The sequence below is a fragment of the Ferroplasma sp. genome, assembly GCF_031200575.1.
Lineage (GTDB): Archaea > Thermoplasmatota > Thermoplasmata > Thermoplasmatales > Thermoplasmataceae > Ferroplasma.
Map to the genome: position 1 here is coordinate 1,191,116 of NZ_CP133597.1, position 13,958 is coordinate 1,205,073.

Here is a 13,958-nt window from a genome sequence, read left to right on the forward strand (position 1 = left end):
GAGAATTTAGTGAATAATGCACAAAACAGAAAGTTATTTCTTAAAACTACATTATCTATTATTATAGGGAAGAACTATATAATATGAGTATTGAATAGCAAATAAATCTACATATTATATCTGGGTATTTTTATTATGGACATGAATAGTTAAGCTACTCCTAAAATAAATTTTTAATCAACTTCTGCATACCATGCTATGATCACTTACATTACAGTCGATTCCACCGTTACAGGTGTTGGCAAATACGCTTACGATGTATACAACCTATTAAAACCGGAAAGTGAAATTATACAGATAATTTTTAATAAAAAATTCATGGATAAATATTACAGTACACCTGTAATGGGAACAAAATATACGGCTCTGAATTATTTTATGTCTAAAACAATCTATAGAGATATAATAAAAGATGTGAATTCCAGGGACAATATAATACATATTACATCACAGACAATGAAGCCCATATTCAAAGCAAAAAATATGGTTGTTACCATTCATGATGTCATAGCCATGCAGAAAAATATCGCATCTAACTCAATAATGGAGAAAATAAAGAATATTTATCTGAGGCAATATCTTCATGAGTACATTAAATACGAAAACATTATAACAATATCCAATTATGTAAAATCGATGATTCTTGAAAATTTTAATATTAATAAGAATAATATTACTGTAATTTCCCCATATGTTTCCAATAACTTTAATCATATTATGGATAAACATATGTTGAGGAAAAAACATGGATTGCCTGAAAATAAAAAACTGATACTTTCTGTTTCCTCAAATCAACCACGAAAAAACCTAGGAATGGTAAAAAAGGTAATGGAAGGGCTGGGAACTGATTATAAACTTGTAAGGATAGGGTCTCAGGTAGGTGATTCCATAACATTTCACAATGTTTCACAGGAGACGGTAAACGAGATATATAATGCCTGTGATATACTTTATTTTCCAACTCTTATGGAGGGATTTGGGTATCCTGTTGTTGAGGCTTTTAAAACCGGACTGCCTGTTGTATCATCTGATATAGAAGTAATAAGGGAAGTAGCATCAGATGCGGCCATACTGGTAAACCCGAATGATTTAGACCAGAATATCAAAGCAGTAAAGAATGCACTGGATAATAAGGAAAATTTAATAAAAAAGGGATATTCAGTATCAGATAGATATAGTCCTGAAGTTATTAGAAATAAACTTATAAGATATTATAACGGTATAATGGAAGATGCTGTTAGAGATAAAACTAATTAATAAGTGTGTTATAGCAGTTCATGCAGAAACAAACAAAAATAGATATAATTATCTTATCTGCATTCACTATACTATTCTCAATTTTATCCTCAATAATTTCCTACTTAAAATATATCAGCTTTAATGACAGTGTTTACGATTTGGGTGTTTCATCTGCCCTTATTAAGAATGCCCTTACATCTCCTGTTGCCTATCATAAACTTATATATTTTCTAATATTTCCTGTTTATCATTTCTTTCCCTCACAGGTTGGTTTAATGGTTTTTCAAGACTTCTTCATATGTGCTGGAAGCATTCCACTGTATTTCATATCCAGAAGGGTAATAGACGACAGGAAATATTCAGTAATTATATCACTATTATGGCTACTATATTTTCCACTGTCAGGTGTACAGTGGTTTGATTTCCACTTTATGGCACTTTTCCCCACTTTATTTCTTGCAGGATTTGCATTTTTTGTATATGGAAAATATAGGGAATCTTTAATCCTTATGTTTCTGGCAGGAATAACCGATCTGCTGGCCCCGTTTATACTTATTTTTCTTGTAATAATATTGATTATTAAGAAGTCAAAGGTTCCAAAATATTATTTATATTCCATAATATTCACGGTTGCCGCCATAATTATCCTTGTCTTTACGCAATATCCGTCCTATATACTGGGGCTCCTAAACCTATATTCACTATACGCAAACCCTGCAATTTTATACGCATCGTTGAATAGGAAAATTTTATATTTTGTACTTGCTGGCATACCTCTGGGACTGATATCCTTTACTGTACCGGAGGCACTCCTTATAGTTCCCTATATTGGCCTTGTATTTGTACATAATTATACTCCATATTTTCAGCCGGTATTGTATCAGTATCCTGCCTTAATTGCCTCTGGAATGTTTATTTCATTTATTTACGGCTTAAAACGGATTTCATCCGGCAAATTAAAAGTAAAAATTAAACACATAATGCCGGCTGTAGTTGCAATTACAGTTATAACATGGCTCCTCTTTACACCCTATGGAAATTTAATCACAAATAATAACTCCGGAATTCAGTACGCAAATGAAATATCAATGGGGAATTATGATACGCATTCTGCTATTACATACACCCTGGAGGATGGGGAGTTAAACTCAATGATAGTCAAAATTCCGGAAGGTTCTTCTGTTGCCATACAGAATAATATGCCGCAGCTGGTACAATCATACAATTACGTGTTGCCATGCAACGGGTATAATGGGTCCCCACAGTATATAATCACCGACCCATACTCGGTGTGGTTTTACAATGTGGGCATAGCGCCAAATACATACACTAATACCCTGACATTTGTCAATGAAAAATTAAGCTCCGGTAACTATGGAATACTATACGAGGAATCAGGCATGATTTTAATGGAGAGGGGATATGCAGGAAAACCAATTAAATTTATTCCTTATAAAGCAAGTGCCAGGAACAATTCAATTATTAATTTTATTCCTCCGGGGAATTATTCGATTCAGTCTAATGTAAACATAACACTTATTAGCAGTAGTGAAACGTATAATATAGTTCCGGACAATGGCCATGCATATTTTCAAATAACAAAATACATCACAGGTGTAAGGGTAGAATTTAATTCGAATATGAGTGTTGCATTTATCCAGAAAAATTACATTATTTAGTATTTATTCTCTAATGATTGTATGCACAACCAAACATGCAGTACAAATGGCTGATATAAGACACTTTACAAATATAAAATCATCATGTAATTTTTTATATACCGTTAAAAGATATATCAGACAACGTCCTACAAATACAGTAAAATCAATGTTTTTATGCCAATGTTTATATATAACAGTGGGTTTTCTGCTTGAATATAATGGAACATGGCAAAAATTCAGGAAGTTCTGAAAAATACGAAACAGGCATATCTTTAATTATACCTGCATATCATGAGAAAAACAGAATCATGCAGAGTTTAAATAAATACATACCCGTTCTTGAATCCACAGGTTTGAAATATGAAATTATAGTTGTGATTGATGGGGAGGATGGAACACAGAATATATTGGGCGGGATTAAAAATTTAAGTTATTACAAGCCAGTAATAAGGCTCGGTAAGGGTGGTGCTGTCAAGAAAGGCTTTTCACTTGCAAAATATAGCTATATAGGGTATATAGACGCAGACGGAAGTCTGGACGCAAAGGATTTTAAAAATTTGCTTTCAAGCATAAAGAATAATTGCTGCACAATAGCATCAAGATATCTGAATAATAGCAAATGGATCAATAAAGAGCCATTATTTAACAGAATATCCAGTAGGGGATTCAACCTCCTTGTCAATGCGTTCTTCAGGCTAAATGTTAAGGATACACAGTGTGGTGCAAAATTTTTCAATAAAAAGATTATAGATAAGATACTTCCAGCCGTAACTGTCAGGAACAGGACATTCGATGTTTCTATACTGTACCATGTAAAGAGATCAGGATTCAAGATCAGTGAAATGCCTGTAACATGGAATCATGATAATAATTCAAACATGCCCATAAAGGCAGCGATAATACCCATGTTCATGACAATAGTTGCAATAAAGCTCATGAATTCAAGAATTAAAGAATATGTTCCAAAGTTTTTTTATAAAGTTGTTTCAAAATTCAATTTTTATTGATCCAGCATCGCCCTGACACCTGACCTGATATTATATTCCGGGGCAAAGCCTAAATCAGCCTTTGCCTTTTCAATGTTAGCTTCAGTAAACATCTGGTAACTGGAAAACGGGTTTTTCTCATATTTTGGGTTAATGCTTGAACCCATTTCCTCACTGATGATTTTATAGATTGTATTGAAATCAGTGGATACCCCGGTTCCAATATTATAGGCTTCCCCTGTTTTTCCCTTTTCCATTGCAAGAACAGATGCCCTTGCATTGTCCTTTATGTAAATGAAATCCCTTCTCTGGGTGCCGTCGCCGAATATTACCGGGGTTTTTTTATTCTTTAAGTCTTCTATGAACTTGTGGAATATACTTGAATATGCACCCTTGCTGTTCTCGCCTGTTCCGTATGTATTGAAATATCTTAAATAAACAGAATCCAGATGCCTCAAGAGTGAAAATGACCTTGCAGTAATTTCATTTGTATACTTTGTCACTGCATACAGGTTGGGATATGCATCTGTAACCATATTCTCTTTTACAGGGACATCTATATTGCCATATACTGCTGATGATGATGCCAAAATAACCTTTTTAACATTGTTTTTATATGCAGATTTCAGTATATTATATGTTCCCATTACGTTGATTTCATAGCCATTTGAATCTATATCTTCAAATTCTGGTGGTGATGTGACAGCAGCTAGATTAAAAACATAATCAGCACCTTTCATGGAACTATAAAGTTTCTCATAATCAGATATGCTTCCTATGACATGTTCATTTGCATCATTATCCTTTTCTGCAATATCATATGAAATGGTGTAATGGCCTTTTTTATTCAATAATTCTATGATATTTCTCCCTATAAATCCAGAACCTCCTATTACCAGTGATTTCATAACTTGGAATGATAAATGTGCATATATTTTTTTGCTGAGGTTTTTTTAACGTCCCGGATTTAAAAATCAGGTGCTTTTTTTACCATTTCATGAAATTAAATATATTTTTAATAGAAATCATATAATTACTGTCTATTAACCAAGAATTTTTTAAAGAACAAACGTTATCTTCATTCGTATAACAAAGAATAAAAATAATTAGTAATTATAATACTTTATCAGTTTGTCAATTCCCTCGTCCAGGGATATCCTTGCCTTAAAGCCTATCATCTCCTCAGTCTTCCTTATATCTGCCTTTGTGTAGTAGACGTATGTGTCCTTCATGGGGTTCTCAATGTACTCGGGCTTTATGTCCTTGTTTAGATGCTTATTTAATATCTTTACCAGTTCATTCAGTGTATAGTTCTTTCCTGTTCCAACATTGTACACATTGAATTTCTTATTGTTCTCTGCTGCAAGGATTAGTGCATTGACTAAATCCTCTATGAATACAAAATCCCTCTTCTGCTCACCGTCTCCATATAGCACAGGGCTAATGTTGTCATGCATTGCCCAGAGGAACTGGGATACTAAGTTTGCATATATCTTCTTTGACCTCTCATTATAGCCATACACGGAGAAGAACCTCATGCCCGATACGCTCATATCATATAGGTTGCAGTATAAGTTCGCTATCCTCTCCATTGCTATCCTTGCCTCGGTGTAGTAGTCCGATACCTTGGGTATGGCATCCTCCTTCTGCTCCTCTATTCCATTGTATATGGATGATGTGGATGCATACACTATGGGTACTCTCTTTGGCTTTGCATACTCTAACACTGTTATCAAATCATCTATGGCATTTGCCATTAGGTGTGGATTGTTCTTGTACATGGGTGAAGAAGAGTATATTCCAATATGAAATATGTAATCAGGATTTATCTCATAGTCATTTATATTCTTGACCTTATCCTTTATGAATTCTATCCTTCCTATTGAATCATCTAAATTATGAACTGACCCTGTCTGAAGGTCGTCAAGCGCATACACATGATTCTCTTTTGATAACGTGTTTACCAAATTGGATCCAATGAACCCTGCACCGCCTGTAACTAAAATTTCCTTATTCCTGATTGACATGGAGGGTAATCCAATGTTTGTATAAATAAGTTTACTAGATAAAAAGTGAATTTTATAAACTTAATAGTTATAATGATTAAATGAGAGTTTTATGGTTTGCCCACCGTGATATCAAACATCCAAAAGCCGGGGGAGCAGAAAGGACAATTTATGAGGTGGGAAAAAGATTGACTAAATTAAATATAGACGTTCATTTAGTTACAGTAAATCCTGGCAATTTATTAAATTATGAGAATGTTGATGGAATAAAAACATATAGGATAAAAGGAAACATTAAAGCCCATCTAAGTGTTAAAAAAATGGTTAAAAAAATTGACCCTGATGTAATAATAGACGATATGGATCATGCCATTCCGTGGTGCTCCTCATGGTTTACCCATAAAAAAGTAATAGTATTTTTTAGGCATTTACATGCAAGGTCTTTACCAGGGCAGGTAAATATTTTTTTAGCTAAAATAATTACGCTTATTGAAAAAATGTATCCGTTTATATATAGAAATAATACATTTATAACAGAATCAGATACATCAGAAAACGATTTAATTCATTTAGGAATAAAAAGAGAAAATATAATAAGAATACCTCCTGGTGTTGATTTAAATTTATTTCATCCCGGAGAGAAAATAAAAAATATACAGTTATTATATTTTGGCGGCCTTAGAAAATATAAGAGGCCAGAGTATGCTATAAAGGTTTATGAGGAATTACATAATGAAATACACAATTTAAAATTGGTTGTAACCGGCAACGGGCCAATGTTAAATAAACTTAAAGAAGATATAAAAAGTAAGAATTATAATATTGATTTTTTGGGTAAAATAAATTATAATAAACTATCAAAAATAATAAGTGAATCATGGGTTAATCTTCATTTTTCAGTTACAGAAGGCTGGGGATTGTCAATACTGGAATCATCTGCATCAGGAACACCAAGTGTTGCCTTTAGAGTTCCCGGTGTTGTAGATACAATCAAAAATAATTTTAACGGTTTTTTAGTCGAGGATATTAGTGACTTTAAGGATAAAATATTGTATATTATTAAAAATGAGGATTTATTTATTAAAAATTCCAGAAAATTTGCAGAAAACTTTACATGGGATAAAACGGCTGAAATGTGGTATAAATTACTATGTAACGAAACCATACAATAATTTTTATAACCAATTAAAATCAACAATAAATGATTTCAATCGAGATGATAACCAAAAATGATAATAATATTAATAAATCCATAAATGCAATTTTAAATCAGGAATTTAAGGATCTTGAAATTATTATAGTAGATTCTTCAATAGAAGATCATTATAAGGACTATGAAAGTATAAGTTGCATAAAATATATTCATGATGTTAATTCAAATTTTTTGAATGCAAGGTTTAATGCCAACAAGGTTGCTGGTGGAGACTATGTTTTATTATTAGATAGCACCAGAATCCTTGATAAGGATGTTTTAGCAAACTTAATAAATTTAGGTGAAAATAAAGATATGGTAATAATTCCTGAAATAAATAAATCTAAGTCAAAAATTTTAAATTATAATAAATGGGGAAAAATAGATATTAACTACGTTTTATCAAACTGCAACCCTGTTAACGGTATTTTTTTACCTAGATTTTATAAGAAAAATATATTGGACGACGCATTCAACAGAGTTTTAAATAATATAAATAAAAATGAAATTAATAACATATGCTCGCTTGAAGATAGAATGTTGTATCTTGAGGCTTTAAAAATAAGTAATAAAATTGGCGTTTGTAAAAGTTACTTAATACATAGAGAATCAGAGTCATTAATGAATTATATTAAAAAATATTACAGATATGGTAAATGCAATTATTATGTATTTTCTAGAATATCACGTTATTCATATTTAGGTGACCCACGTGTAAAGATAGAGAATAAAGGAACTAGTATACATAAAAATTCTTTAAAAAATAAAATTTTATTTTTTATAAAGACTATTTCTTTTATTTTGGGATTTTTAAGTGCTAAATTTAAACATCAATAAAATTTTAATATTTAAGATATATCATATTTCCTTTAGCAACCAATAGATGCCGAGCAGTATCAACAAAATTAAAATGCTGATATGACCAAACAACATATACTATTAACTATGTATATAATTGATAAAAATGTTTTGTGTAGAGAAAAGAAGATGGAGTATATACAGACTTATCATTGACATACTCGAGCTTTAATTATAATTTCTAGTTATTGAATTCCACTACATTAGCATACTGATTAATTACAATCTCATTGTAACTTTAGCAGTTGGTTATATAATAACACGGATCATTAGAGAATAATCAAACTTATAGGTTGTGTACCATATTTTGTGTAAATATAAACCCCCTGTTACCAATGAAATGATCATTAAATAACAGGGAGGAATACCTCTTCTGAACTCAAGGAGGTAATAAAATATGGAATATGACAATATAAACATATCGAATGTTGAGGAAGTAATAGAAGAGACAGTGATGTTGGATAGTGATTCTTAAACAAAAATCTTTCCATTTCATGAGACATTTATTATCGACCTCTTATAATAATTAATCTTTCTTCTTCTGTAACTATCTTTCAAATTCTTTAAAAATCCTCTGTAATATTCCCTGAAACTACTATCATTATTCCATTTACCTAAAAACTGCAAAGGTGAATAGTAATCAAGGGTAGAATGTGGCCTTATATTATTATAATCATAGAATGCATTCTCTATCATTATTTTACCTTCATTATAATTATTGATTTCATTGATCCATATATAATCAGTTTTAATTGAATTATGGAAGCTTTCAATATCACCATTTTCCTCTGGTGTTTCCCTTTCTATGTATTCATGGTTAATTCCCATTATTTTAAGATAATTATTGAACTCTTTAGATATGTACTGGGGACCATTATCTGTCCTCAATGTAATATTGTCAGGTACTATGCCATTGAATTTCCTTATAATAGCATCATCTATTGCATTTATTGCATCCTTAGCTGTGCATGATGTATTATAATTATAGCCATACCATTCCTTGGAGAATACATCCTTAATACACATTAAATAGGTCATTCCATTGTTTGTTGGAATATAAGTAATATCTGTTTCAATCAGCATTTCAGGTCTATCAGCTTTTAATAATTTCAATCCCCTTCTATTCTTATGGTTATGCAATGGTAAAGTTAGATTATTATTCTTCATTATTTTATAAACTGTTTTCTTAGCTATATTTATACCTGAATTCCTTAATAATGCCCATATCCTGTTATAGCCATAGGTTATTCTTTCCTTGCATAGTTCTATTATTTTATCTATAATATTATTATCAATCCTTGTTATACGCCTATTATCTTCAATGTTTTCATGCTTTATTCTGTAATAGTATGTTATCCTGTTGATTCCAGAATAATAGCATGCTTTTTTTACTTCAATTCCATTATTAGTCATCTCATTCACCGAACTCACCTTTTCCTCCTCATATAATTTTTTTTAAAATTTCATTTGCTATTGTCATTTCGCCTATTATTGCCTTCAGGCTTTCATTCTCTTTCATTAAAGACTTGTCAGGATCCTTTCCTTCTAAGCCCTTTCTCCCACCTTCCAGGAACTGCTCCTTCCATTTATAAAATAACGATACTGCTATTCCATGCTCCCTGCATATCTCTGCTATTGCAATGTCAGGATTCTGGAATGGCTCCATTATAATATTGTATTTCTCCTCAGCTGTATATAATCGTCCCGGCATTTACATTACCTCCCTTATATATTTATATAAATTATTCGTTATATATCTCTTTAGCTTTGTATAAGTTTAAACTATCCATAACCACTAGGGCAGTTATTGAGATTCTATGATTATCCTTCCAAGATTAGAAATTCACTTAAATCAACCAATGAAATAGAAAGGTTGAATGGGGAAATAAGAAGGAGGATAAAAGTAGTATCATCATTCCCTGATGAGGATTCTGCAATGAAGATATTCTATCTGAAATCAATAGAGTTCAATTCCAGGCATGCATTCAGGAAGATGAACAGATACTATAAATGCAATGACGAGATTAAAGAGATGTTCAACAAGAGGTACCCTTTATAAATACACATAATATGGTACACGATCTGAAAATTGTCAAATTGGATATATAATATTTGTATATAAATATTTAATTAATAAAGTAAAATAAGCATTGAGGATTTAATAGTACCATTATACTCCAGTGATCTATCAACAAGGAAGGTAACAGAAATATTAAGGGATATATTCAATAACCAATATCCATAATCAAACAGTTTATACAATATTAAAAAACAATATAAGGTATATTAAAAAGGAAAAGGAAGAAACAATTAATCTCGATGAACTTCATTTCAAGAAATTAGAAGACTTATCAATGAAGAAAACAACCAATGTGAATAAACTTGCAGGCAATGTTAAAGCGCATTGTGATTCGTCAAATTTAATATTCCAGAGAGGCATAAAAGAATGTTAAGTACAGGTTTTTATAGGAGGAGAAATATACATTTAGCATCATTTTTTGTGCAACATCTGAAATTACTACAAAATTGCATGCTATTATATTCAACCTAACAGTATCATCACATAACCTGTTTCAGGCGTACTAGATGTTCTCAGCTTTTACTATTTTTCTGGTATGGAGAATGTCTAATCCATCTTCCTGTTCACGGAATAAAATTATTTATGTTCGTTCCTGCTTTACTGTTCATGTTCTACTTTATAATCAATTACACCGCTTTATTTATCGTTATAACATGAATATCATCGAATACATAGCCTTAGATTATATAAGGGTCATAGTGAAAATTTACAAAAATTTAAGGTGATTTCTAACAGTATTAACAAGATTCTGTGATGCCCAAGAATAATTAGAAAGACACCACAACTATAGTAAAATAATTTAAATAGGACTTTTATATCAATATTTATTGATTAAAATCAAACTTGCTGACAAAACATCATTAAAAAAATGGTTCAAATATTATTATATTGATATAATCATAATTTTTATTATACCTTTAGTCTCATTATGGGGATTTCTATTCTTTCCAGGCTATTATTTTTACGCCGATCAGGGATGGCCTCTATCAAACTACGTTTACGCAAACGGGATATTATCCTTAAATTCTTTAAGCGGCTTTAGTTTTTCTAGATTGGTAATCGATTGGCCATATTATATAATAACGCTATTCACCAAGAACGTGGAAATAACTGAAAGAATATTCATTTATTATACATTTGTCCTTTACACCTTTTTTGCATATATACTGGCATCTATGATAACATCAAAATTATTAAAAACTAATAATAAATATGAAATTAAATTAATCAAATTTATCATCGTTTTGTTCATATTTTCAAATTTTACGGCTTTGAATTTAAATGCAGATGGTGGAAGTTATTCTGATGGGTTAAATATAATATTTATCGCTATGATACTATTCGCTTTTATTGCATGGAAAAATATGCGCCTTGCATTTCTGCTCTCTACGTTACTCCTTGCAGTATCCATTCTGGTAGAGCCAGATTATACAACATTTTACATATTATCTATACTGGGCGGGAGTATAATCTCAGGAATAGTTAACAGGGACTTTATCTATAGATTCAAATATGCATTGCTTTCTATATTTTCTATCATTATTCCGGCGTTATTCATTATATATGGTATGTATATAACGTCAAGTACTGTATCTACCATCTCAACTTTTGGGGCCCTAAGGGTTTATAATTATGGAACAATAGCTTTTTTTAGTGGCAACATAAAACCTCTATATCCGCTTATACTTATAGGTCATTTATGGTCAACCATAGTCTATGCACCGCCCAATATTTTACTGTATGGTAATAAGATAAGCAGTGTTAAGGCTTTAATGTATCCATCGCAGTTGCTGCTTCCATCTGGAGTTGTAACCACCCTCTGGTTATTTACATTAATTATGATACCTGTTTTATCATTGATATCAATAATTTTTAAACAATCAAGAAAAGTAGCATTCCCGGTAATCATACTATTTTTAATATTTTATATTATGTCTCTTGTATACTATATTAAACCCTTATATGACCTAGAATACTATTTAACAACTCTTCCATTAATTGGGGGTTCTATAGGAACCACACTTTCACTTCCAGGCCATGTAATAAATGTAATGGCAGGGATGTATTATATTCTGCTTTCGGTAACATTGATAGAACTATTTAATAAAGCCAGAGGATTCTCTCCGACAATAAAATACAATGAAGAAGCTAATGACTCAGAAAGAAGAAATAAACTAAATATTGTTATAAAAAATATTTCTGTTAATAAAAAACAGGTAAAGGTTATTATTGTAATTTTTATAACTTTTGTAATATTATTCTCTGGATGGCAGGCATTTGATGGAACATTTTATCCGGCAAGAGCACCGGATTCTACCTATGGAAATCATGTAGCTAATATAGGTGGATTTACACCAATACAAGTGAACAGCAGTGTTATATATGCTTATAATTTAATATCGTCCCAGAAATCGGATTTCAACATATTATGGATAGGCGGACCTGAATACAATAACAGGGTTTACGAATCCCCACATCCCACTACTAGCATTCCTGATCTATCTTATATAACATCCAATAATATGACCTATGATTTTTACTATAATTTATTGGATTCAAACACACAATATGTTGTTATTTCAAATCAGGATATAGTAAAAAATGCTGCAAATATTTATGAGGATACATTCTCGGATGCTGGCTTCAATAACTTTTCCAAAGCAAAGGCATTTATGGACAACGTACCGGGATTAGAGGAGATATATAATAAAAATTCGGTTATAATCTACCAGGTTAATGGATTTTCAAGCATGTATAATTCAAACATGCTGATACACTGTAATGTTAGCAATCCTGACTATTCAGCGTTGCCGTATCTTTTTAAGACTATGGGCTATAACACTTCACTAACAAATAGTGATAATGGGATTACCATTTTATTCAATAATAATACGGGTAATGATGTTGACACTCCAGCCTATCTGGCATCCCACCTTATTAAAATAAATAACAGTAAATCTTTTAACTTAAATTCTAGTGAATCCATTAGAGGTGCCGGGCACAATTATGGCACAGGACTTTATAATAATTATACATTAACCTTATGGAGCAATAATGAAACGTATTATAATTATAGCAATAGTATTACAAATATTCATATGACCGGTGGTTATGGTTCAGGAACAAGCATATCGTATAATGGTTCTTTCAATAATGGGCCCGGAGGATTTTATGATAATAACAATTATATAAAATTAAATGTCACATTTTATGCAAAATCAAGCGTTAATGGAAGAGATACAATTCTATTTATGGGAGAACCTAAAACCAATATAAATACAGACAATGTCTATTATGGTATAAGTTTTAACGTTACCAATACCTATAAAAAATATACTTTTTCATACACATTTACCAGCGCTAAACAATATTTGAATTTCAGGTTATATGATTATAACCCCGGAACATTTTATGTAAAAAATCTCAGCACCGAATATACAGTACTCCCAAGCATTGTAGAAAATTCTTCAATGCCATTTGGCAACTACGTTGTTTTAAACAATACATTATTGAAAGGAGGAAACAAAACAGCATTAATATTTATGAAAAACAACACCAGTAATAATTTTGAGTGGCTAAAATTCAATTATTCTAAAGGCCTTTATATAAAAAATAAAACTGATGTTGCCGCACTTGTACTTTTAAACAATGAAAGTATTTTGGAGCAGAAAAATACATCTTATATAGTTTCCATAGACCCAAGCCTTAGGGATTATGAATTAAAATATAACAATAAGTACTACAAACCCATTCCCGGAATTTATGGAGACAGCATATACATATTACCAGGGAATATAAGCTCTCTGAATAATGCCAAGATAATTGTTAAAGGAGAGGCATTAATGGATGCATTCTATATAGGCATCATATTTTATTTGATAGCATTAACCTATTTCATGATAGATATATATAGAAAAAATAGAGGAAATTTTTAAT

The 13,958-nt window shown here is 31.2% G+C and carries 10 protein-coding genes and 1 pseudogene; 7 read left to right on the top strand and 4 right to left on the bottom strand.

Annotated features, from left to right (window positions below; genetic code table 11):
- Positions 1–198 precede the first annotated feature (198 nt).
- The 3 genes from RE471_RS06465 to RE471_RS06475 all read left to right on the top strand — a co-directional run bounded on the left by RE471_RS06465 (position 199) and on the right by RE471_RS06475 (position 3,907).
- Entirely contained in the window at positions 199–1,257 is a 1,059-nt protein-coding gene (locus tag RE471_RS06465; RefSeq protein WP_309214005.1) for a glycosyltransferase family 1 protein, read from the top strand.
- A 20-nt stretch (positions 1,258–1,277) separates the two neighbouring features.
- Entirely contained in the window at positions 1,278–2,918 is a 1,641-nt protein-coding gene (locus tag RE471_RS06470; RefSeq protein WP_309214006.1) for a DUF2079 domain-containing protein, read from the top strand.
- A gap of 200 nt (positions 2,919–3,118) precedes the next feature.
- Positions 3,119–3,907 carry a glycosyltransferase gene (locus RE471_RS06475; protein ID WP_309214007.1) on the top strand — a complete coding sequence of 263 codons (789 nt, stop codon included), beginning with the start codon at positions 3,119–3,121 and terminating at the stop codon, positions 3,905–3,907.
- Here RE471_RS06475 and RE471_RS06480 read toward each other — a convergent pair.
- Together RE471_RS06480 and RE471_RS06485 are read right to left on the bottom strand one after the other, a co-directional pair.
- Positions 3,901–4,794: an NAD-dependent epimerase/dehydratase family protein gene (locus RE471_RS06480; RefSeq protein ID WP_309214008.1), complete on the bottom strand. Its 894-nt coding sequence runs from the start codon at positions 4,792–4,794 to the stop codon at positions 3,901–3,903. The genes RE471_RS06475 and RE471_RS06480 overlap by 7 nt on opposite strands.
- Before the next feature lie 198 nt (positions 4,795–4,992).
- Complete coding sequence (locus RE471_RS06485; RefSeq protein ID WP_309214009.1) at positions 4,993–5,913, bottom strand: NAD-dependent epimerase/dehydratase family protein; 921 nt, start codon at positions 5,911–5,913, stop codon at positions 4,993–4,995.
- Positions 5,914–5,993: 80 nt separating this feature from the next.
- Between RE471_RS06485 and RE471_RS06490 the strand changes: the two genes are divergently transcribed.
- Positions 5,994–7,064, top strand: coding sequence for a glycosyltransferase family 4 protein (locus tag RE471_RS06490; RefSeq protein WP_309214010.1), 1,071 nt, complete (start codon positions 5,994–5,996; stop codon positions 7,062–7,064).
- A gap of 29 nt (positions 7,065–7,093) precedes the next feature.
- Complete coding sequence (locus tag RE471_RS06495) at positions 7,094–7,921, top strand: glycosyltransferase family 2 protein (protein ID WP_309214011.1); 828 nt, start codon at positions 7,094–7,096, stop codon at positions 7,919–7,921.
- 513 nt (positions 7,922–8,434) lie between these two features.
- On the opposite strand, the gene RE471_RS06500 is transcribed toward RE471_RS06495, so the two are convergent.
- Both RE471_RS06500 and RE471_RS06505 read right to left on the bottom strand, forming a co-directional pair.
- Positions 8,435–9,373, bottom strand: a complete 939-nt coding sequence (locus RE471_RS06500; RefSeq protein WP_309214012.1) for an IS3 family transposase — start codon at positions 9,371–9,373, stop codon at positions 8,435–8,437.
- Between the two features lie 10 nt (positions 9,374–9,383).
- Positions 9,384–9,653: a transposase gene (locus RE471_RS06505; RefSeq protein ID WP_309214013.1), complete on the bottom strand. Its 270-nt coding sequence runs from the start codon at positions 9,651–9,653 to the stop codon at positions 9,384–9,386.
- A gap of 84 nt (positions 9,654–9,737) precedes the next feature.
- Between RE471_RS06505 and RE471_RS06510 the strand changes: the two are divergent.
- Both RE471_RS06510 and RE471_RS06515 read left to right on the top strand, forming a co-directional pair.
- A pseudogene (locus RE471_RS06510) lies at positions 9,738–10,001 on the top strand (transposase); the annotation flags it as partial.
- Between the two features lie 1,121 nt (positions 10,002–11,122).
- Positions 11,123–13,957 (top strand): hypothetical protein, encoded by a 2,835-nt coding sequence (locus RE471_RS06515; protein ID WP_309214014.1) that lies wholly within the window; start codon positions 11,123–11,125, stop codon positions 13,955–13,957.
- The last annotated feature ends 1 nt before the right edge of the window (position 13,958 follow it).